Source organism: Rugamonas sp. DEMB1, from assembly GCF_029834475.1.
Classification (GTDB): Bacteria; Pseudomonadota; Gammaproteobacteria; order Burkholderiales; family Burkholderiaceae_D; genus Rugamonas; species Rugamonas rubra.
The window spans coordinates 3,046,688-3,066,151 of sequence record NZ_CP122407.1; the positions used below are offsets into that span (position 1 = coordinate 3,046,688).

Consider the following 19,464-nt stretch of genomic DNA (forward strand, 5'->3'; position numbering starts at 1 on the left):
CTTACGCCAGTGTTTTACATGGCGGAAGACGCAGCATTTGCACTTTGTTCATGCGTCAAACGCCATGCCAAACTTCAGTTGCGTTAAACTCAAGCCATGGCCATCCCCGACCTCAACTTACTCATCACCTTGGACGCGCTGCTCGCCGAGGGCAGCGTGGCCGGCGCCGCCCGCCGCTTGCGGCTGAGCCCGTCGGCCATGAGCCGCGCCCTGGCGCGCCTGCGCGAGACCACCGGCGATCCCCTGCTGGTGCGCGCCGGACGCGGCCTGGTGCCCACGCCGCGCGCGCTCGAGCTGCGCGCCCGCGTCGGCCAGCTGGTGCAGGACGCCGAGGCGGCGCTGCGGCCGGCCGACGTGCTCAAGCTCAAGCAACTGGTGCGCACCTTCACGCTGCGCAGCCGCGAAGGCTTTGTGGAGAACTTCGGCGCCGACCTGATCGCCCGTGTCGCCGCCGAGGCGCCCGGTGTGCGGCTGTGCTTCCTGCAAAAGGACAACAAGGAAAGCGCCTCGCTGCGCGACGGCAGCGTCGACCTGGAGACCGGCGTGGTCGGCAAGGCGACCGGGCCGGAGGTGCGCTGCCGCGCCCTGTTCCGCGACCGCTTCATCGGCGTGGTGCGCGAGGGGCACGCCCTGAGCCGGGGCGGGATCACGCCAGCCCTCTACGCGGCGGGCCGACACATCAACGTCTCGCGCCAGGGGCTGGCCGGCGGGCCGATCGACGACGTGTTGCGCACGCTGGGGCTGGAACGGCAAATCGCCGGCATCGTCGCCGGTTTTTCCAGCGCGCTGGCGCTGGCGCGCGCCTCCGACCTGATCGCCACGGTGCCGGAACGCCACAGCGGCAATCTGCGCGCCGGCCTGCATAGCTTCGCGCTACCCTTCACGGTGGAGGAGTTCACCGTGTCCATGCTGTGGCACCCAAGAATGGACGCCGACCCGGCACACAGCTGGTTGCGCGGCCTGGTCCTGCAAAGCTGCGCGGCGGCGCAAAATAAATAGCATCCGAATGGTTGCATTTCTCCGGGGACGGTACATAATAAACAAGCAGCCAAATGGTTGCTTAAATTAGCCAGTGGAAAGGAGTGCAGCAACATGACTACACTATCGAGCAGCGCAACGCAGACCGGTTCGGCGAGCACCTCGAGCACCGACCGCATCGAACGCAGCATCCTCATCAAGGCCTCGCGCGAGCGCGTCTGGCGGGCCTTGTCCAGCGCCGACGAGTTCGGCGCCTGGTTCGGCGCCGACCTGGGCGGCCAACAATTCCAGCCGGGCCGGCGCGCGCGCGGCCAGATGACCATCCCCGGCCACACGGAGAAGTTTTTCGACGTCGTCGTCGAGCGCGTCGAGCCGCAGAACCTGTTCTCGTTCCACTGGCATCCCTACGCCTTCGACAAGGCCGTCGACTATTCAAAGGAGACGCCGACCCTGGTGACCTTCACGCTGCAGGACGCGCCGGGCAGCGCCGTCCTGCTGACGGTGGTCGAGTCCGGCTTTGACAAGGTGCCGGCGCAGCGCCGCAGCGAGGCCTTCGAGATGCACGGCCGGGGTTGGACCGCCCAGCTGGACAACGTGGCGCGCTATGCCGGCAGCAACTAGCCAGGCGGCCCGGCCCGGGGCCGGCGGCCCGGCGGCGACCACGGTCGTCGCCGGGCAGTCGCTGGCCGACGTGTTCGCCGCCCTGGGCGACCCGACGCGCCTGAAGCTGGTGGGCGAGTTGTGCGCCGGCGGCGCCTACTCGATCGCCCATTTGACCCAGAACACCGCGCTCAGCCGCCAGGGCGTCACCAAACACCTGGGCGTGCTGGCCGAGGCGGGCATCGTGCGCGACGTTAAAATCGGCCGCGAACGCCTGTGGCAATTGCAGCCGGCCCGCCTCGACGAGGCCAGGCTCGCCCTGGAGGCGATCGGCCGCGAGTGGGAGCGGGCACTGTCGCGCATCAAGAGTTTCGTCGAGAAGAACGACTAATCCGGGTACGACTCGCCCGGCCGGGCGCACTAGTCCTGCGGCTGGTCCACGTCGGCGTCGGCTTGCGCGTCGGCGGCCAGGCCGGCGCGGTAGGCGCGCGCCCAGTCGACGAACTCGTCGGACGGCATCGGCCGCGCGATCAGATAGCCCTGCACCGTGCGGCAGCCGTGCTCGCGCAAGGTGGCGCGCTGCGCCTCGGTCTCGACGCCCTCGGCCACCGAGCCCATGCCCAGCGCGTTGGCCAGCGCGATGACGGCGTCGATGATGGCCAGCGCCGCCGCGTCGTCGAACATTTCGCGCACGAAGGACTGGTCGATCTTCAGCACGTCGACCGGGAAGTGGCGCAGGTAGTGCAGGCTGGAGAAGCCGGTGCCGAAGTCGTCGATGGCGATGGAGAAGCCCAGCGCCTTGAGCTCGTGGAGTTTCTCGGCGGTCTGGCCGGCGTCGCTCATCAGCATGCTCTCGGTCAGCTCCAGCTCGATCAGCGCCGGCGCCACGCCGCCGGCGCGCACCAGCGCCTCGGTCGAGGCGACGAAGTCGGCCTGCTTGAACTGGCGCGCCGAGACGTTGACCGCCAGGCTCAGCCCGGCCACGCCCAGCGCCTGCCAGCGCAGCAGCTGGCGGCAGGCCTCGCTGAGCACCCATTGGCCGATCTGCTCGATCAGGCCGGCCTCCTCGGCCACCGGGATGAAGCGGTTGGGCGGAATCAGGCCGTGCCGCGGGTCGCGCCAGCGGATCAGCGCCTCGGCGCCGGTCAGCGCGCCGCTGACCGCGTCCAGCTTGGGCTGGAAGTACAGCACGAACTCCTGCCGGGCCAGGGCGCGGCGCAGGTCCATCTCCAGTTGCAGGCGCTCGAGCACGTTGACGCTGAGGTCGGGCGTGTAGAACTGGAAGGTGTTGCGGCCGCTTTCCTTGGCGCGGTACATGGCGGCGTCGGCGTTGCGTATCAACAGCTCGAAGGTCGCGCCGTCGGCCGGGAAGCGGGCCACGCCCATGCTGGCGCTGACGTGCAGGGCCATGCCGAAGATCTCGAAGGGGCGCGCCAGCTCGCGCAGGATGGCGTCGGCGCGCAGCGCCAGCTGGCCGTTGTCGGCGGCGCCGGGGCACAGCATGACGAACTCGTCGCCGCCCATGCGGCTGACCGTGTCGCAGGCGCGCACCACGCCGCGCAGGCGGCCGGCCACCTGGCGCAGCAGCTCGTCGCCGGCGCTGTGGCCGAGCGAGTCGTTGATGTTCTTGAAGCGGTCGATGTCGACGAACAGCAGCGACAGCGTGCCCTGCTCGCGCCTGGCCTTGGCGATCGCCAGCCCGGCGTGGTCGGCCAGCAGGGCGCGGTTGGCCAGGCCGGTCAGCTCGTCGTGGTAGGCCAGGTGGGCGATGCGCCGCTCCTGTTCCTTGCGCGCGCTGATGTCGGAGAAGATGGCGATGTGGTGCTCGGGCCGGCCGTCGGCGTCGCGCAGCAGGCTCAGCGAGAACCAGGCCGGATAGGCGGCGCCGTCGCGGCGCCGGCAGGCCAGCTCGCCCTGCCCGCTGCCGCCCTGGCGCAAGGCCGTCCACATGGCGCCGAAATGGCGCCGCGCGGCGGCGCCGTCGGCCAGGATGCGCGGGTCGCGGCCGAGCAGCTGCCCGGCGGCGTAGCCGGTGGTGCTGGCGAACACCGGGTTGACCGAGACGATGCGGTTGGCGCCGTCGGTGATCATGATCGCCTCGTTGCAGGCGTCGAACACCTTGGCCGCCAGGCGCGTCTCGCGCTCGCTGTGCGACAGGTCGAGCAGGGCCTGGCGCGCCCGCAGCATGTAGCGGATGCGGTAGGCCATGGTGTCCCAGCTGATCGGCTTGGCGATGAAGTCGGTGGCGCCGGACTGGTAGGCCAGCAGGATGGCCTCGGCGTCGTTGAGGCCGGTGACCATGGCGATCGGCACGTCGCCGCCGGGCAGGGTGCGCAGGCGCGCGCACAGCGCCACGCCGTCGCCGTCGGGCAGCATCACGTCGAGCAGCAGCAGGTCCGGCTGGGCCAGTTGGAACTGCGCCAGCGCCTGCGCCACGCCGTCGGCCTCGACCACGTCGAAGCCGCCCTCCTCCAGCGTCGCGCGCATCAGCAGGCGGGCCGCCAGCTCGTCCTCGACGATCAGGATCAGCGGCCGCTGGCGCGCCGCCGGCGCCGTGCGCCTCATGCCGGCTCCCCTTCGCGCAGCGCGCGCAGCTCGCCCTGCGCGCGGGCGAAGGCCAGGCCGGCGGCGGCCATGGCCTCGCCGATCTGCTCGGTCTGGCCGTTGCGGCCGCGCTGCTCGAGTTCGACGCACAGCTGCGCCAGTTGGCGCGCGCCGACGTTGGCCGAGCCGTTCTTCAGCGAGTGGGCGCCGCGCACCAGGGCGGCGTGGTCGCCGCCGTCGACGGCGGCCTGCATGTCGCGCAGCAGGCCGGGCGACTCCAACAGCCAGGCGTCGAGCACGCGCGGCAGCAGGCCGGGGCGCAGCCGGCGGATGGTGTCGATGGCGCCGGCGTCGATGCTGGCCGCGCCGGCGCCGGCGCCGCTTGCCGCCGCCGCCACGGATCGGTCCCTGCTCCGATGCCGCCCCCGGCCGCGGCCGCCGCGCCGGTGCCGCCGCCACCGGTTCCGGTTGCGGCCCCAGTGCCGGCGCGCGCGCCGGACGCCGGGCGCAGCGGCAGCCAGCGCGCCAGCAGGTCGCCCAGCTGGTCCTGGGTGAAGGGTTTGGCCAGGTATTCGTCCATGCCGGCGTCGAAGCAGCGCTGACGGTCGCCGGCGATGGCGTTGGCGGTCAGCGCGACGATCGGCAGGCGGCCGCCGCGCTCGCCGGCGCGGATCGCCGCCGTGGCCTGGTAGCCGTCCATCTGCGGCATCTGGCAGTCCATCAGGATCAAGTCGAAGCGCTCGCGCTCGAGCAGGGCGATCACGTCGAGCCCGTTGGCCGCCACCTCGCAGGCCACGCCGAGGTTCTTCAGCATCGCCAGCGCCACCTCCTGGTTGGTCAGGTTGTCCTCGGCCAGCAGCACGCGCCCGCCGAGCCGGCGCGCCGGCCGTGGCGCCGCCGGCGTGCCGCCCGGCGCGCTCTTGCGCAGCGCGGCGCACAGCGCGTTGTACAGCTCGGACTGGCGCACCGGCTTGCTCAGCACCAGGCGCAGCGGGCCGTCCGGCTCGCCCGGGCCGGCGTCGCCCGCCGAGCTGAGCATGATCACCGGCAGCGCCGCCAGCATCGGCTCGGCGCGCAGCCGGGCCAGCAGGCCGTGGCCGTCCTCGTCGGGCATCATCATGTCGGTCAGCACCAGCTCGAAGCCGTGCTCGGGCCGCTGCAGCAGCGCCATGGCGGCCGCCACGTCGCCCGCCTGCACCACCCGGCAATGCCAGGAGCGCAGCTGCTCGGTGAGGATCTCCAGATTGATCTGGTTGTCGTCGACCACCAGCACGCCCATCGCCTCGAGCATGGCGTCGGGCCGAGGCTCGGCCGCCGGGCCGGCGCCGGCCAGCTCGAGCGTGAAGTGGAAGTCGCTGCCGCCGCCGGGCGTGCTGAGCACCTCGATGCGGCCGCCCATCAGGCCGGCCAGGCGCTGCGAGATGGCCAGGCCCAGGCCGGTGCCGCCGTAGCGCCGGGTGGTCGAGCTGTCGGCCTGGCTGAAGGCCTGGAACAGCGCCGCCAGCTGCTCGGGCGCGATGCCGATGCCGCTGTCGCTGACGGTGAAGCGCAAAGTGTAGCGCCCGGCCGTCTCGGCCAGCAGCTCGGCGCGCAGCACCACCTGGCCGCGCTCGGTGAACTTGATGGCGTTGGCCACCAGGTTGGTCAGCACCTGGCCGAGGCGCTTGCTGTCGCCGCGCAGCATCAGCGGACGCGTCGGCGGGCGCAGGTGCAGCACCAGCCCTTGCCGTGGGCCAGCGGGGCGAAGCGCTCGGCGATGTTCTCCAGCAGCAGCGTCAGGCTGAACACGGCCTGCTCCAGCTCCATCTTGCCGGCCTCGATCTTGGAGAAGTCGAGGATGTCGTTGAGGATGGCCAGCAGCCTTCGCCGGAGCGGCGCACGATGCGCACGTAGCGGCGCTGGCCCTCGTCGAGGCCGGTGTTGCCGAGCAGGTCGGTCATGCCGATCACGCCGTTCAGCGGGGTGCGGATCTCGTGGCTCATCATGGCCAGGAACTCGCTCTTGGCGCGGTTGGCGGCCTCGGCGGCGTCGCGCGCCCGCACCAGGTCGGCCGTGCGGCGCGCCACCTCCTCCTCCAGGTGCTCGCGGTGGCCGGCCAGCTCGGCCTCGCGGGCCTCGATCTGGGCCAGCATGTCGTTGAAGCGCAGCGCCAGTTGCACCGCCTCGTCGCGCCCCTCGCCCGGCGTGGCGCGCAGCGCGTAGTCGGCCTGGCGGCCGACCTGGTTGGCCAGTTCGGACAGGCGCAGCAGCGGCGCGCTGAGCCGCCTGGCGGCCAGCCAGGCCAGCGCCGACACCAGCGCCAGGGCGCCCAGGCCGAGGCCGCCGGCCAGCAACATCGCCTGGAACTGCGCCTGGCGCAACTGGGCCAGCGAAGCCAGCAACTCGACCCGGCCGATGGTCGCGCCCCGGTTGACGATGGGCGCGCGCGCCGCCAGGGTGCCGGCGGCGGTGTCGGCGGCGGCGCCGCCGCCGTGGTAGGCGGCGAACTCGCGGCCGTCGGCCGCCACGATGCTGGCGCGCGCCACCTCGGGCACCGCCTTCAGCGACTCCAGCGTCTGCAGGCCGGACTGGCGGTCGTCGAAGGTCAGCGCGGCGGCGCTGTTGATGGCCACCGTCTCGGCCAGGCTGCTGAGCGAGCGCTGGGCCTGGCTGCGCAGGGTGGCGAACTGGATGCTGAGAAACACCAGCTCGAACAACACCAGGGCCAGCGCGCAGGCCGCCACCACCATCGCGGTGATCTTGTGTCGCAGCAGCAGTTGTCGCCAGATCGTCATCGCGCCGTCCTATCGGTTGTTGATCGCCAGCTTGAGCAACTGGGCGCTGACCTTGTAGCTGCCGCGCCGCATCACCTCGAGGTTGACCTTGAACTGCATGCGGCCGTCCAGCTCGACCAGGCCGATGGCGCCGCCGGCGTCGACGAAGTTGTCGCGGTCGCCCACCGTCAGCAGCGCCGGCTGGCCGGCGCCGAGCTGTTGCAGTTCGCGGCCGCCGCCGTCGTGGATATACAACAGGTGGCAGCGCGCCGCGCTGTCGGCCGCCGCCAGGGTGCGCACCTGGATGGCGCGCTGCTCGATGGTGCGGCCGTGCACGGCGGCGAAGGCGGCCTCGGTGCGGCGGTCGGGGTTGACCACGCACAACACCAGCGGACCGGCGGCGTCGCCCGGCCATTCGGTGAACTTGAGGAAATTGTAGACCAGCGCCGCCTTCACCTCGGCGGTGGCGGCCACGCCCTGCGCCGCCAGCCCCGGCGCCCAGACGGCCAACAGCGCCAGCAACAGTGCCCCGCTGCGCCGCCGGCGGCACTGGCCTGAACGCAGTTGGCGGTCTGTCTTCTGCATGGCGGTGGCGGCTGGCCTGGCGTGCTGGAATCCGACAAAGTATAGACCAGTTCCGCCGGGAAAGTGGCTGCATGCCAGCAGGTGTGAACAAAATGCAAAACCCGACACGGCCGGCCGAAACTGGTCTACCATCGGCCAGATGGCGCCCCCGGCCTGCCAGCGGCCGCACGCCGGCCGGGCGCGGCGCCGGCGCGTCTTGCCGCCACGCTTGCCCATGTCCACCCGTCAGGAGGTGCCGATGCCCAGACTCCGCCGCTATGCCGCCTGGCCCCTCGCGGCCGCCCTGCTGGCCGCCGCGCCGGCCGGCGCGGCCGGTGCCGACGACCTGTTCAACATCAGTGTGCAGGAGCTGCTCAACCTGCCCATCGAGACCGCCAGCCGCCACCTGCAGGGCAGCCGCGAGGCGCCGGCCATCATCTCGGTGGTCACCGCCGACGACATCCGCCAGTTCGGCTACCGCTCGGTGGCCGAGGCGCTGCTGCAGGTGCCGGGCATGTACGGCGTCGACGACGGCGTCAGCCCGAACGTCGGCGTGCGCGGCGTCAACGCCGGCGTGCGCGCCTATTCGCGCATCCTCAAGGTGATGATCGACGGCCAGACCATGGCCTTCCGCGCCGACGCCAGCAACTTCCTCGGCCCGGCCCTGCTGGCCATGGAGGCGATCGAGCGCATCGAGGTGGTGCGCGGCCCCGCCTCGGCCCTGTACGGCGCCGACGCCTTCCTCGGCGTGGTCAACATCATCACCCGCGGCGCCGCCCGCGCCGAGCACGGCCTGACGCTGCGGCGCAGCGCCGGCCAGGACGCCGGCAACGGCCTGAGCCTGTTCAGCGCCGGCCACAGCGAACGGCTGCCCCGGCTGCACTGGCTGCTGTCGGCCGCCGCCGCCGACGCCGACCGCAGCGGCCTCGAGCTGCCGCGCTCGTCGCCGCTGTACGCCCGCGCGGCGGCGGCCGGCGCCGTCTCGCGCGACGATATCGCCCGTCCGCGCACCCTGCTGGCCAAGCTGGGCTACCAGGGCACGCACAGCGACACCGAGCTGATGCTGCACAGTTACCGCCTCGACAGCGACGCCGAGTTCCTCGACTTCGGCACGCTCAGCCACCGCAACCGCCTCGCCGTCGAGCAGACCACCACCCGTCTGATGCACGAGTACCGCGGCCTGGCCGACTGGACGCTGCGCGCCAGCCTGGCCGCCAGCAGCGGCGGCCCGGACAGCCGCGAACGGCTCAGCCTGGGCGCCGCCGCCAGCTATCCGCAGCGCGACTTCGGCTTTTCCGAGCGCAGCGCCAGCGTCGACGTCGAGCGCCGGCTGGGGGACGGCCAGAGCATCGCCGCCGGGGTCGACGCCAGCAACGACCGCGAGCGCCAGTTGCGCATCTACAACGTCGACCTCGCCAGCGGCCAGCGCGTGCTGCTGGCCGGCAACGGGCGCGGCAGCAGCACGCGCCAGCGCGGCGTCTACCTGCAGTACAGCGTGCGCCCCTGGTCCTGGCTGGGGCTGACCGCCAACGCCCGGCGCGACCACCATTCCGTCTTCGGCGACAACAGCAACTACCGCCTGGCGCTGGTCGGCGAGCTGGGCGCCGAGCTGTCCTACAAGTTGCTTTATGGCACATCCTACAAGGCGCCGTCGGCGCTGCAGCTGTACGCCCAGCCGCTGTATCCGGGCGAGGTGCTGGGCAACCCGCGGCTGCGCCCGGAAACCTCGCGCAGCGGCGAGGTCGGCCTGCACTGGCAACTGGCGCCGTCGCTGGCCTGGTCGGCCAACGCCTACCTGCTGACGGTCAAGGACAAGACCGAGCTGCTGCCGGCCGGCGTCAACCTGCAGCCGCAGAACAGCGGCCGGCAGAAGGGCCACGGACTGGAGAGCGAGCTGCTGTGGCAGGCCGGCGCCCAGCGCGTGCGCGCCCAGTTCGCCTGGGCCGACACCAACAACGAGGACCAGCCGCGCCTGCAGGAGCCGCAGGTGGCGCCCACCGCCAGCTATCCGCGGCTGACCCTGCGCCTGAGCTGGCAATACCTGCATCCGCGCTGGGGCGCTCTGGCGCTGTCGGCGCGCCACGTCTCGCCGCGCCGCGCCAGCAAGGTCAACAGCCAGGAAAACCTGCTCAAGCCCTACCAGCTGGCCGCCTACCAGCTGCTCGACCTGAACTGGCGGCGCGACTTCGGCCCGCACGCGCTGGCGCTGCGCGTCGCCAACCTGGGCGACCGCCGCTACGCCGAGCCGGGCTACGGCGGCGTCGACCTGCCCGGCGCGGCGCGCAGCGTCGTGCTCAGCTACGGCTACCATTTCTAGCCGGCGTGTCCCGTCCACCCCGTCCACCCCGCCCGCCCCCTCCGCCAACCCAGCCAACCGCCCCAGTGCAAGGAGCCCGCGCCATGCCAAGCCGCCCCACGCCCACCAGCCCGCCGCTGGCGCCGCCGTCCCCGGCCCGCTCCCGGCCCCCGACCTTGGCGCCGAGCTTGGCGCTGGCCGTGGCGCTATCCCTGGCCGCCTGCGGCGGCACCAGCGTCGACAGCAACCCGGTACGGCCGGCGCCCGACACCCTCAAGCTCGGCCTGCTCACCACCAAGACCGGCGCCGCCGCCAACCAGGGCCTGTTCGTCGAATACGCGGCGCGCCTGGCGGTGCGCGAGATCAACGCGGCCGGCGGCGTCAACGGCCAACAGCTCGAACTGCTGCTGCGCGACGACAAGCTCGACCCGCTGGCCGGCGTGGCCAGCGCGCGCGAGCTGCTGGCACTGGACCCGGTGGCCATCTTCGGCGTCTTCTCCAGCCGGGTGGCGCTGCCGGTGGCGCAGCAGGTGACCATCGCCGCCGGCATGCCCTTCATCACCAGCGGCTCCTCGCCCTCGATCACCGCCCTGGACGACAACGCCAGCGTCTGGCGCACCGTCGCCTCCGACGTGCTGCAGGGCGCCGCGCTGGCCGATTACATCCTGGCCCAGGGCCACCGCCGCATCGCCATCATCCACGTCGACGACGCCTTCGGCCAGGGCGCCGCCGAGGCGGTGCGCGCGCAACTGCAACAACACGGCGTGGCGCCGCTGGCCAACATCGGCTACGCGACCACGAAAACGGTCGGCTTCGGCGCCGAGCTGGCCGCCTTGGGCGCCAACGGCGTGCCGCAGGCCGTGCTGATCGTCGGTTTCGCGCTGGACGGCGCCAGCATCGCCCGCGAGCTCAAGGAAAAGCTGGGCGCGCAGATGCCCAAGCTTTTCGGCGCCGGCAACTTCGGCGCGGCCTTCCTCAGCAACGCCGGCGAGGCCGGCATCGGCATGCAGGTGGTGTCGCCGACGGCGCCACGCAACGCGCCCGACTACACCCGCTACCACGACAACTTCGTGCGCGAGGTCGGCCTGGAACCGGAGGGCACCTCCTTCACCGGCTACGACGCGGTGTACCTGATCGCCCTCTCGCTGGCCCAGTCCGGCAGCACCAGCCGCGCCGCCGTCAGCCGCTCGCTGCGCCAGGTGTCGCGGCCGGACTCGGCGCAGGCGGTCGAGATCCATCCCGGCGAGTTCGCCAAGGCCGTCGCCGCCATCCGCCAGGGCGCCGACATCGACTACCAGGGCGCCGGCGGCCGCATCGACTTCGACGCGGCCGGCGACCCCGCCAGCGGCACCTACCTGTTCCTCGAGGCGGTGCGCGGCGCCGACGGCCAGGCCGGCTTCGTCGAACGCCAGGTCGTCACCTTCCCGTGAGGACCGGGCGGACGGCCGACCTGCGGCGGCCGGCGGGCGCTAGCGCGTTGGCCGGCACGGCGTCTTGCGCGAGGGCAGATAGATCACTGGGTATTGATATATATCAAACTGGCGCCCCCTGCCGGGGATAAGCTCGGTCGCTCCATCCTCCCCGGAGTCCCGAATGAAAACATTGTCCGCCGCCTGCCTCGCCTTGACCGTGTTGGCCGCCACCTTCGCCGGCGCCAGCCGCGCCGACGAAACCTGCAACTCGCCCTACATGGCCAACCTGATCAAGGGCCAGGAGGACTACATCCACCTCTGGACGCTGGGCATCAAGGGCATCGGCGACGGCAGCGACAAGCTGGTCACCGTCGACGTCGACCCGGCCTCGCCGCGCTTCGGCAAGGTGATCGCCTCGCTGTCGGTCGGCGGGCGGGGCGACGCCCACCACGTCGGCTTCACCGACGACCGCAAATACCTGTGGGCCGGCCGCCTGCAGGACAGCAAGATCTTCGTCTTCGACGTCGGCACCGATCCGGCCAAGCCGCGCCTGGTCAAAACCATGCACGACGTGGTGCAAAAAAGCGGCTTCGTCGGCCCGCACACCTTCTACGCCCTGCCCGGCCGCATGCTGGTCGGCTTCCTGTCGAACAAGCGCGACATGGGCGGCGCCACCGGCATGGCGGTCTACAACAACAAGGGCGACCTGATCTCCAAGTACGACAATCCGACCGGCAAGATCGGCGACGTCCAGGGCGACGGCTACGGCTACGACCTGGCCATCAATCCGGGCCGCAACGCCATGCTCACCTCCAGCTTCACCGGCTACACCAACTACCGCACCGAGCTGCCCAAGCTGATCAAGGACCCGGCGGCGATGCAAAAATTCGGCAACACCATGGTGCTGTGGGACTTCAAGGCGATGAAACCGCAGCAGATCTTCAGCACGCCCGGCGCGCCGCTGGAGATCCGCTGGTCGCAGGCCGAGGGCGACAACTGGGCCATCACCGCCACCGCGCTCGGCTCCAAGCTGTGGCTGATCAAGCCGGACGCCGCCGGCCGCTGGCAGGCGCGCGACGTCGGCCCCATCGGCGACCCGGCGCAAACCCCGCTGCCGGTCGACATGTCGATCACCGCCGACGGCAAGGGCTGTGGGTCAACACCTTCATGGACGGCAAGACCCGCCTGTTCGACCTGAGCAATCCGGAGGCGCCGCGCCAGGTGTATGAAAAAGTCACCGGCAAGCACGTCAACATGGTCAGCCAAAGCTGGGACGGCAAGCGCCTCTACATCACCACCAGCCTGCTCGAACACTGGGACCTGGACAACGACGACCACTTCCTCAAGCTCTACCACTGGGACGGCCGCGAACTGCGGCAACAGTGGAAGATCGATTTCTACAAGGAAAAGCTGGGCCGGCCGCACCACATGAAGTTCAGCGCCAAAGCGGCAACGAATGTGGCGTCGCTGCGCTAGGCTGGCCCTGCGTTGCGGCCGGGCGCTGGGCAGCCGGCGCCTGGGACGGGCGCTGGCCCGCCTGCCCGCCGTGCCGCTGGCCGCCGCGACGGTCGGCCTGATGATTGCCAGCGCCGCGCAAGTGAAGCGGCCGCCGGCCCCGGCGCCGCGCCTGGATACCCCGGCAACCCACTCGAACGGCCCGGCGGCGCGCGGCGATGCGGCGCGGCCGCTGCCGCGGCTGGTGGCGCCGCCGCCCGGCAGCTATGTGTTGCCGGTGATCCAGCCCGGGCCGGACGGCAGCGTGCTCGACACCGCCGGCCGCGCCGTGCCGCTGCGCGCGCACACCAGCGGCCGCGTCACCCTGCTCAGCTTCATGTACACCTATTGCGTCGACCCGGCCGGCTGTCCGCTCTTGTTCTCCACACTGTACGGCTTGCGCGAGCGCCTGCAGGCGACGCCGGAGCTGGCGCGCCGGGTGCGTCTGGTCAGCCTGTCCTTCGACCCCGTCAACGACACGCCGGAGACGATGGCCCGCTACGCCGGCGTGCTGGCGCGCGCCGACCAGCCGCTGCGCTGGGACTTCCTCACCGGCCGCTCGGTGGCCGAGCTGCAACCGATCTTGGCCGACCTGGGCCAGCCGGTCGCCATCCAGTTGGACGCCCAGGGCAAGCCGGGCCGCCTGTATTACCACATGCTGAAACTGTTCCTGTTCGACCGGCACGGCCGGGTAAGGGAGATCTACAGTTCCGCCTTCCTCCAGCCGGACATGATCTACAACGACATCCGCACGCTGTTGCTGGAAGAGGACGCCACCCGGTCCGCCCGCAAATAGGCCTGGTTCGCATCACGAAGTTCTTGACCTACATCAAAGTATCGACACTCCCCTCCGGCGTATCGTCTAGCTATCGCGACACTGTTTGTCGTGCATCATTACAATGGAGAAAATTATGACTAGCAATGTCGGCGGCGTCGACCGCATCCTGCGCATCGTGCTGGGCCTGTGCCTGATCGGCGCGACCATCCTCGGCTTCATCGGCGCCTGGGGTTGGCTCGGCGTGGTGCCGCTGCTCACCGGCGTATTCCGCTTCTGCCCGGCCTACCTGCCGTTCGGCATGCGCACCTGCGCCACCAAGAAGTAAGCGCAACATTCACCCACAGAACAAGGAACCACTATGGCCGCAACACTAGGCGGATACAAGGAACTGACGCAGTCCGTTTCCAAACAACTCAACACCTTGCGCACCGACCTGCCGGACGTCATGAAAGGCTTCGGCGACCTGGCCCGCGCGGCCACCCGCGACGGCGCCCTCAGCAAGAAAACCAAGGAGCTGATCGCCCTGTCCCTCGGCGTGGCGGTGCGCTGCGACGCCTGCATCGGCTTCCACGTGCAGGCCCTGGTCGGCCTGGGCACCACCAAGGCCGAGCTGGAAGAGGCGCTGGCGATGGCCGTCTACATGGGCGGCGGACCGTCGCTGATGTACTCGGCCAACGCGCTGGCCGCCTTCGACGAGTTTTCCGCCGCCGGAGAGTGAGCCCCCGCAACTTGGCGACGGGCGTTGCCTCTATGAAGGCGCCAAGCTCGAATCAGCCCCAGGCCTGGCACGCGCTTGATCCGAGCGCCGTCATCGCGCGCCTGGAGAGCGACCCGGGGACGGGACTGACTTCGCAAGCGGTCGCACAACGCGCCATCGAGCACGGGCCGAACGCGCTGCCGGAGCCGGCCGCGCGTTCGCCATTTCTCCTTTTCGCGCGCCAGTTTCAAAGTCCATTGATCTATATCCTATTCGTTGCCGCCGCGCTCGCCGGCTTCATGGGCCATTGGGCCGACGCCGCCGTTATTCTGGGCGTCGTGCTGGCCAACGCCTTGATCGGCACCTACCAGGAGGGGCGTGCCGAACGTTCGATGGCCGCGTTGCGCAAGCTCTCCACCTTGCAAGTGCGCGTGTTGCGCGACGGCACCGAACAGGCCGTGGCCGCGCATGAGCTGGTCCCCGGGGACATGCTATTGCTGGCCGCAGGCGACGCCGTCGGCGCGGATGCGCGCCTGCTTGACGAAGCGTCGTTGGCCGTCGCCGAGGCGACGCTGACAGGGGAATCCGTCCCGGTGTCCAAGCACATAGCTGCCTTGCCGGAGGCGACCGGGCTTGCGGACCGTCGAAATATGGTGTTCTCCGGCACTTACGTGTCGGCCGGCCGGGCACGCGCCGTCGTCACGGCCACCGGCGTGCACACCGAAGTCGGCGGGATTGCGCGGATGACCGAAGGCGCCCGGGAACCCAGAACGCCGCTTGAGGTGCGCATCAGCCAATTCGGACGCTACCTGGTGTACGCCTCGATTGCGCTCTTCTTCGCGGTCGTGGCGCTGGGTCTGGCGCGCGGCCTTCCCTTTTCCGACGTCCTGATGGTCGCCATCAGCCAGATGGTGTCGGTGATCCCGGAGGCCTGCCGGTGGCGATGACGATTGCGCTTGCCGTCGGCATGCAGCGTATGGCCAGCCGTGGGGCGATTATCCGGCGCCTCTCCGCGGTCGAAACGCTGGGCTCGATCACGGTCATCTGCAGTGACAAGACGGGCACCCTCACCCGCAACGAAATGACCGTCAGCACCCTCTGGTTGCCCGGCGGGCGCGAGCTGTCGATCTCCGGCGTCGGCTATGCGCCACAAGGCGAGTTGAGCGGAGCGGTCGATGGCGCGGTGACGGCGCTGCTCGAGTCCGCCGTACTCTGCAACGACGCCGCGCTGGTGCCGCCCGAGGAGGAGCTCACGCAGTGGAGCGTGCTGGGCGACCCAACGGAGGCGGCGCTGCTGGTGGCCGCCGGCAAGGCCGGAATTGACATTGCCGCGCTTCGCCAGCAGCACCCCCGCACGGCGGAAATTCCGTTCGACTCCGATAGCAAGATGATGGCGACCTGCCACCGCCGTTTGCCCGGCACCACCACCGTCTACATCAAGGGTGCCCCCGAGGCTGTGCTGCGGCTGTGCCATGGCGATGGCAAAGCCGCGTTGCTGGCGGCGGGCAAGGCCGCCGAGGACATGGCCGACCGCGCGCTGCGGGTTCTTGCGGTCGCACGCATCGATGACTTCGCCCTTGATGTGGGCGGCGGCTTCGACGAACTGGCCGGACACGCCACGCTGCTCGGCCTGCTGGGCCAGATCGATCCACCGCGCGAGGAAGTCAAGGTAGCGGTGGCCGCGTGCCGTGCGGCGGGTGTCCGCCCGATCATGGTCACGGGAGACCACAAATTGACCGGATTGGCCATCGCGCGCGCCTTGGGTATTGCTCAGGGAAATGATCGCGGCGTTGATGGCGCCGAGCTCGAACGGATGGGCGATGCCGAGTTGCTCGAAGGCCTGGACAACATCGCCGTGTTCGCGCGCGTCCACCCGGCCCAAAAGCTGCGCATTGTCGAAGCCTTGCAGTCCCGTGGCGACGTTGTCGCCATGACCGGGGACGGGGTCAACGACGCGCCGGCCTTGGCCCGCGCCGACGTCGGCGTAGCGATGGGAATCACAGGAACGGAAGTGGCGAAGAGCGCGGCCAAGATCGTGATCACCGATGACAACTTCGCCACCATTGTTGGCGCAATCGAGCAGGGCCGTGTTGTCTATGGCAACCTGAAAAAGGTGATTCTGTTCCTGTTCGTCACCTCCGTCGACGAAGTGCTCATCCTTCTACTGGCCTTGCTGGCCGGCTATCCGCTTCCCCTGGCCGCGGTGCAGATCCTCTGGATCAACATCGTTACCGAAAGCACCCTGACCGTCAATTTGGTCATGGATCCGCCGGATGGCGACGAGATGCGCCGCCCGCCGGTGCCCCGGAACGACCGCTTGGTCGACCGCGCCATGCTGATGCGCATTGCGACACTGACGCCCATGGCGGTCGCCGCCACCTTCGGCTGGTACGTGTGGCGCCAGTCCGGCGGGCTGCCATACGAGCTGGTTCGTACCGAAACGTTTACCATACTGGCGCTGTGCCAGTGGTTCAACGTGCTCAACTGCCAGTCCGCGACGCGGTCCGCGCTGCGCTTCGGCATCCTGCGCAATCGCTGGCTCGTCGGCGGCCTGGCGCTCAGCATCGTGCTGCAGGCTGCCGTCTTGTATTGGGTGCCGTTGAACCGTCTGTTTCATACCGTACCCATGCCCCTCGCCGACCTGCTTCCCCTGTTGGCTATCGCCAGCGGCGTCCTGTGGGTGGAGGAGCTTCGAAAATGGGTCGTTCGTTTGCGGCGGGGCTCGCCGAGCCCATCCTCTGGCGCGACGGATTGACCGGCCGAAGCGTGACCCTGGTTCAACATTGCGCTAGTTCAGGAATATTTCGCGGCGCAGACGCTGCATCTCGCGCTCCAGCCGGTCGGCCTGGCGGCCGGCATCTATGGCCATGCGCTCGGTGTGGTTGATGGCGTCGATCAGGTCGCGCCGGTCCAGCTCGCGGCGGCGGTCCTGCCGCTTGGTGTCGTCGTTGACGACGCGGTCCTTGCGCTCCAGCTCGGCGCGGATCTCCCGCTCCAGCCGGCCCAGCCGGCGCTGCAAGTCGTCCAGACGGCCGTGCAACTCGTTGGCGTCGGCGGCGGCGCGGGCGTGGCGGGCGGCGGCGTTGTTGTAGTCCTGGCCGCTGGCGTAGGCGTGTTTCAGGCGGTCGCGCAGCGGCCCCTGGCAGACCTCGATGGCCATGCCGCTGTTGGCGCGGCCGAACTCGAAGGCGTTTTCCACCGTGCAGTAGCGCGCGTTCTGCGCGTCCCAGGCCTCGGTGTAGAGCGCGCGGCTGCGGCCGATGACGAACACGCCGTTGCGCGCCGCGTTGGCGATGCGCTCCTCCAGCTGGAAAGGCTTGCCGTAGCCGTCGTCGGTGCCGGCCTGGCGCCAGTACACGGCCAGCCGCTCCTCCCACGCCGCGCGGTAGTCGGACTCGAGGATCTTCAAGCCCTTTTGCTTGGCCTCGGCGCGGCGCATGCCGAATTCCTTGCCGGACACGGCGTCCTGCGTTTCCCAGATTCCGCCAGTAATTGACCAGTTCGGCGTTCCAGGCGCTGCGGTAGGCGTCCTCCAGCACCTGCACGCCGGCGACGCGGGCCTTGGCGGCGCGCCCCTTGAGTTCGCTGTCCGGCAGGCCGTTGCGGGCGTCGCTGAAACCGGCGTCCTGCCAGAAGGTGCGGTTGCCGGTTTGCCAGCCGGACGCATAGCTGGGCTCGTCGAAGCGGATCTGCTTGCCTTGGGCGATGTTGCGGGCCTTGTCCGTCTGGCTGCTCAGCGGCAGGCCGGCGGTGCCGTCGCGCTTGCCCAGGCCGTTCCAGTATTCGCCGTTGCCAATATTCCAGCCGGACTCGTAGGCCGGACGGTTGAGCGGCGTGTTGTTCTTGCGCACCTCGTCGCTGGCCAGGCGCGCCTCGAACTGGCTGACCGGCAAGGCCAGGCGGCCGTCGGCCACGCCCCGGCCGGACCAGAAGTCCCAGTTGCCCTGTACCCAGCCGGACAGGTAGTTGCCGGCCGAGTCGGTCTTGGCCTTGTCGCTCTCGTAGTCGGCGCAGAAGTCCTTGCGTTCGGCGAAGTTCTGGTTCTCGCCGGCCATGCCGTCCTTGTGGCCGATCATGTTCCAGTCGCCCACCTTGCAGTCGGCGATGCGCTGCATCGTGGTCTGGCAACCGGCCAGCAGCAGCGGCAGCAACAGCGCCAGGGTTTTGAGAAAACGTGGGTTCAAAGTCATGGTTCGGCCGTGGTCGTTGTTGGTGTTTCTTTATCGAAAGGCAATTATAGTGCAGGCCGCTGTCCCAAGGTCGGCTGCGGCGCCGGTCTTTGCTCAGGCCGCCGGCCTCGGCGCCGCCGTACCGGCGAACACCACCGTCACCAGCAGGCCGCCCTCGTCTCGGTTACACAGTTGGATGCGGCCGTGGTTGCGCCGCGCCGCGCGCTCGGCGATGGCCAGGCCGAGGCCGCTGCCGGGCTGGTCCTGGTCCGGAAGCCGGTAGAAGCGTTCGAACACCTTGCGCTGCAACTGGGCCGGAATGCCCGGCCCCTGGTCGGCCACGCTCAGTTCGACCAGGCCCGGCGCCACCGTCAGCGTGACGCCGACGCGGCCGCCGTCGGGCGAATACTTGACGGCGTTGCTGACCAGGTTGTCGAGCAGCGCGGCCATGCTCTCGCGGTGCAGCGGCAAGGGACAGGCCTGCGGCGCCTGCAATTCGATCTCGACGGCGCGGGTGCGGGCGATCTGCCCGGCCAGGGCCAGCCGGTCGCAGACCAGCTCGACCAGGTCGTGGCGGTGCAGCGGCGCATGGTCGCGGTCGGCGCCGGAGCGGGCCAGCGCGAGCAACTGGTGCACCGTGTGGGTGGCGCGCAGCACGCCCTGGTGCAGCCCGGCGCTGGCCTCCTGCAAGCGTTGCGGCGTGCGCGAGTTGCCCAGCGATTCGGCGTTGATCTGGATGATGGACAGCGGCGTCTTCAGTTCGTGGGCGGCGTCGACTAGGAACTCCTGCTCGCGTTCCAAACGCTCGCTCAGGCGCTCCATCAAGGTGTTGACCGAGCCGACCAGCGGCGCCAGCTCCTGGTAGGGCGATGGCGCCAGCGGCGTCAAGTCGCTGGCCGAGCGCTCCTCGATCTGGCCGACGATGGTTTTCAAGGGCCGCAGGCCGACGCGGATGATGAACCAGGCCGGCAGCAGCAGGAACGGCAGGCTGAACAGCAGCGGCGCGAAGTAGTAGCCGATGCTGGCCGTTTGCAGCATCCACTCGCCGATCACCTCGGTGGCCATGCGCACCGTCACGCCGCTGGCGGCGTCGCGCTCGACCGACACCACCCAGCCGTCCTTGAGCGGCTGGCCCTGCGGCCCGGCGCCGGCCAGGGTGGGCGGCAGGCCGGCGTCGTC

The 19,464-nt window shown here is 70.2% G+C and carries 20 protein-coding genes; 12 read left to right on the plus strand and 8 right to left on the minus strand.

Annotated elements, in window-relative coordinates:
- Nucleotides 1–96: 96 nt before the first annotated feature.
- The 3 genes from QC826_RS13760 to QC826_RS13770 all read left to right on the plus strand — a co-directional run bounded on the left by QC826_RS13760 (nucleotide 97) and on the right by QC826_RS13770 (nucleotide 1,969).
- A complete protein-coding gene (locus QC826_RS13760; RefSeq protein ID WP_279766088.1) occupies nucleotides 97–999 on the plus strand; it encodes a LysR family transcriptional regulator in 903 nt (300 codons plus the stop codon).
- 93 nt (nucleotides 1,000–1,092) lie between these two features.
- Complete coding sequence (locus tag QC826_RS13765; RefSeq protein ID WP_279766089.1) at nucleotides 1,093–1,599, plus strand: SRPBCC family protein; 507 nt, start codon at nucleotides 1,093–1,095, stop codon at nucleotides 1,597–1,599.
- Nucleotides 1,583–1,969, plus strand: coding sequence for a helix-turn-helix transcriptional regulator (locus QC826_RS13770; RefSeq protein ID WP_279766090.1), 387 nt, complete (start codon nucleotides 1,583–1,585; stop codon nucleotides 1,967–1,969). Before QC826_RS13765 ends, QC826_RS13770 begins: the two co-directional genes overlap by 17 nt.
- Nucleotides 1,970–1,998: 29 nt before the next feature.
- On the opposite strand, the gene QC826_RS13775 is transcribed toward QC826_RS13770, so the two are convergent.
- Genes QC826_RS13775 through QC826_RS13800 form a run of 6 tightly spaced genes read right to left on the minus strand, consistent with a single transcriptional unit; the run spans nucleotide 1,999 to nucleotide 7,460 of the window.
- Nucleotides 1,999–4,143, minus strand: coding sequence for a putative bifunctional diguanylate cyclase/phosphodiesterase (locus QC826_RS13775; protein WP_279766091.1), 2,145 nt, complete (start codon nucleotides 4,141–4,143; stop codon nucleotides 1,999–2,001).
- The gene (locus QC826_RS13780) at nucleotides 4,140–4,376 is read right to left on the minus strand and encodes an Hpt domain-containing protein (RefSeq protein ID WP_279766092.1); all 237 of its coding nucleotides are present in this window, start codon (nucleotides 4,374–4,376) and stop codon (nucleotides 4,140–4,142) included. The genes QC826_RS13775 and QC826_RS13780 overlap by 4 nt, the downstream gene beginning before the upstream one ends.
- Entirely contained in the window at nucleotides 4,316–5,839 is a 1,524-nt protein-coding gene (locus tag QC826_RS13785) for a response regulator (protein WP_279766093.1), read from the minus strand. Before QC826_RS13785 ends, QC826_RS13780 begins: the two co-directional genes overlap by 61 nt.
- Entirely contained in the window at nucleotides 5,806–5,928 is a 123-nt protein-coding gene (locus tag QC826_RS13790) for a hypothetical protein (RefSeq protein WP_279766094.1), read from the minus strand. Before QC826_RS13790 ends, QC826_RS13785 begins: the two co-directional genes overlap by 34 nt.
- Entirely contained in the window at nucleotides 5,898–6,896 is a 999-nt protein-coding gene (locus tag QC826_RS13795) for a CHASE sensor domain-containing protein (protein ID WP_279766096.1), read from the minus strand. The genes QC826_RS13790 and QC826_RS13795 overlap by 31 nt, the downstream gene beginning before the upstream one ends.
- A gap of 9 nt (nucleotides 6,897–6,905) precedes the next feature.
- The gene (locus QC826_RS13800; protein WP_279766097.1) at nucleotides 6,906–7,460 is read right to left on the minus strand and encodes a YfiR family protein; all 555 of its coding nucleotides are present in this window, start codon (nucleotides 7,458–7,460) and stop codon (nucleotides 6,906–6,908) included.
- Nucleotides 7,461–7,698: 238 nt separating this feature from the next.
- Between QC826_RS13800 and QC826_RS13805 the strand changes: the two genes are divergently transcribed.
- From QC826_RS13805 to QC826_RS13845, 9 genes are all read left to right on the plus strand, one after another.
- Nucleotides 7,699–9,756, plus strand: a complete 2,058-nt coding sequence (locus tag QC826_RS13805) for a TonB-dependent receptor plug domain-containing protein (protein WP_279766098.1) — start codon at nucleotides 7,699–7,701, stop codon at nucleotides 9,754–9,756.
- Between the two features lie 83 nt (nucleotides 9,757–9,839).
- Complete coding sequence (locus QC826_RS13810; protein ID WP_279766099.1) at nucleotides 9,840–11,165, plus strand: ABC transporter substrate-binding protein; 1,326 nt, start codon at nucleotides 9,840–9,842, stop codon at nucleotides 11,163–11,165.
- A 163-nt stretch (nucleotides 11,166–11,328) separates the two neighbouring features.
- Nucleotides 11,329–12,345 carry a selenium-binding protein SBP56-related protein gene (locus QC826_RS13815; protein WP_279766100.1) on the plus strand — a complete coding sequence of 339 codons (1,017 nt, stop codon included), beginning with the start codon at nucleotides 11,329–11,331 and terminating at the stop codon, nucleotides 12,343–12,345.
- Nucleotides 12,315–12,623 carry a selenium-binding protein SBP56-related protein gene (locus tag QC826_RS13820; protein WP_279766101.1) on the plus strand — a complete coding sequence of 103 codons (309 nt, stop codon included), beginning with the start codon at nucleotides 12,315–12,317 and terminating at the stop codon, nucleotides 12,621–12,623. The genes QC826_RS13815 and QC826_RS13820 overlap by 31 nt, the downstream gene beginning before the upstream one ends.
- The gene (locus tag QC826_RS13825; protein ID WP_279766102.1) at nucleotides 12,604–13,437 is read left to right on the plus strand and encodes an SCO family protein; all 834 of its coding nucleotides are present in this window, start codon (nucleotides 12,604–12,606) and stop codon (nucleotides 13,435–13,437) included. The genes QC826_RS13820 and QC826_RS13825 overlap by 20 nt, the downstream gene beginning before the upstream one ends.
- Before the next feature lie 115 nt (nucleotides 13,438–13,552).
- Entirely contained in the window at nucleotides 13,553–13,744 is a 192-nt protein-coding gene (locus QC826_RS13830) for a DUF2892 domain-containing protein (RefSeq protein ID WP_093388969.1), read from the plus strand.
- A 33-nt stretch (nucleotides 13,745–13,777) separates the two neighbouring features.
- The gene (locus tag QC826_RS13835) at nucleotides 13,778–14,137 is read left to right on the plus strand and encodes a carboxymuconolactone decarboxylase family protein (protein ID WP_279766103.1); all 360 of its coding nucleotides are present in this window, start codon (nucleotides 13,778–13,780) and stop codon (nucleotides 14,135–14,137) included.
- A 32-nt stretch (nucleotides 14,138–14,169) separates the two neighbouring features.
- The gene (locus tag QC826_RS13840) at nucleotides 14,170–15,063 is read left to right on the plus strand and encodes an HAD-IC family P-type ATPase (RefSeq protein ID WP_279766104.1); all 894 of its coding nucleotides are present in this window, start codon (nucleotides 14,170–14,172) and stop codon (nucleotides 15,061–15,063) included.
- A complete protein-coding gene (locus QC826_RS13845; protein ID WP_279766485.1) occupies nucleotides 15,060–16,871 on the plus strand; it encodes a cation-translocating P-type ATPase in 1,812 nt (603 codons plus the stop codon). Before QC826_RS13840 ends, QC826_RS13845 begins: the two co-directional genes overlap by 4 nt.
- Nucleotides 16,872–16,904: 33 nt before the next feature.
- Here the strand turns inward: QC826_RS13845 and QC826_RS13850 are convergent, their stop codons facing one another.
- Both QC826_RS13850 and QC826_RS13855 read right to left on the minus strand, forming a co-directional pair.
- Nucleotides 16,905–17,576 (minus strand): DUF2799 domain-containing protein, encoded by a 672-nt coding sequence (locus tag QC826_RS13850; RefSeq protein WP_279766105.1) that lies wholly within the window; start codon nucleotides 17,574–17,576, stop codon nucleotides 16,905–16,907.
- Between the two features lie 823 nt (nucleotides 17,577–18,399).
- Nucleotides 18,400–19,395, minus strand: a complete 996-nt coding sequence (locus tag QC826_RS13855) for an ATP-binding protein (RefSeq protein ID WP_279766106.1) — start codon at nucleotides 19,393–19,395, stop codon at nucleotides 18,400–18,402.
- Nucleotides 19,396–19,464: the final 69 nt, after the last annotated feature.

What these genes read in the sequence shown, in the direction of transcription:
- QC826_RS13760 (WP_279766088.1), top strand. Translation starts at nt 97, where the DNA reads ATGGCCATCCCCGACCTCAACTTACTCATCACCTTGGACGCGCTGCTC.
- QC826_RS13765 (WP_279766089.1), top strand. Translation starts at nt 1,093, where the DNA reads ATGACTACACTATCGAGCAGCGCAACGCAGACCGGTTCGGCGAGCACC.
- QC826_RS13770 (WP_279766090.1), top strand. Translation starts at nt 1,583, where the DNA reads ATGCCGGCAGCAACTAGCCAGGCGGCCCGGCCCGGGGCCGGCGGCCCG.
- QC826_RS13775 (WP_279766091.1), bottom strand. Translation starts at nt 4,143, where the DNA reads ATGAGGCGCACGGCGCCGGCGGCGCGCCAGCGGCCGCTGATCCTGATC.
- QC826_RS13780 (WP_279766092.1), bottom strand. Translation starts at nt 4,376, where the DNA reads ATGCAGGCCGCCGTCGACGGCGGCGACCACGCCGCCCTGGTGCGCGGC.
- QC826_RS13790 (WP_279766094.1), bottom strand. Translation starts at nt 5,928, where the DNA reads ATGGAGCTGGAGCAGGCCGTGTTCAGCCTGACGCTGCTGCTGGAGAAC.
- QC826_RS13795 (WP_279766096.1), bottom strand. Translation starts at nt 6,896, where the DNA reads ATGACGATCTGGCGACAACTGCTGCTGCGACACAAGATCACCGCGATG.
- QC826_RS13800 (WP_279766097.1), bottom strand. Translation starts at nt 7,460, where the DNA reads ATGCAGAAGACAGACCGCCAACTGCGTTCAGGCCAGTGCCGCCGGCGG.
- QC826_RS13805 (WP_279766098.1), top strand. Translation starts at nt 7,699, where the DNA reads ATGCCCAGACTCCGCCGCTATGCCGCCTGGCCCCTCGCGGCCGCCCTG.
- QC826_RS13810 (WP_279766099.1), top strand. Translation starts at nt 9,840, where the DNA reads ATGCCAAGCCGCCCCACGCCCACCAGCCCGCCGCTGGCGCCGCCGTCC.
- QC826_RS13815 (WP_279766100.1), top strand. Translation starts at nt 11,329, where the DNA reads ATGAAAACATTGTCCGCCGCCTGCCTCGCCTTGACCGTGTTGGCCGCC.
- QC826_RS13820 (WP_279766101.1), top strand. Translation starts at nt 12,315, where the DNA reads ATGGACGGCAAGACCCGCCTGTTCGACCTGAGCAATCCGGAGGCGCCG.
- QC826_RS13825 (WP_279766102.1), top strand. Translation starts at nt 12,604, where the DNA reads ATGTGGCGTCGCTGCGCTAGGCTGGCCCTGCGTTGCGGCCGGGCGCTG.
- QC826_RS13830 (WP_093388969.1), top strand. Translation starts at nt 13,553, where the DNA reads ATGACTAGCAATGTCGGCGGCGTCGACCGCATCCTGCGCATCGTGCTG.
- QC826_RS13835 (WP_279766103.1), top strand. Translation starts at nt 13,778, where the DNA reads ATGGCCGCAACACTAGGCGGATACAAGGAACTGACGCAGTCCGTTTCC.
- QC826_RS13840 (WP_279766104.1), top strand. Translation starts at nt 14,170, where the DNA reads ATGAAGGCGCCAAGCTCGAATCAGCCCCAGGCCTGGCACGCGCTTGAT.
- QC826_RS13845 (WP_279766485.1), top strand. Translation starts at nt 15,060, where the DNA reads ATGACGATTGCGCTTGCCGTCGGCATGCAGCGTATGGCCAGCCGTGGG.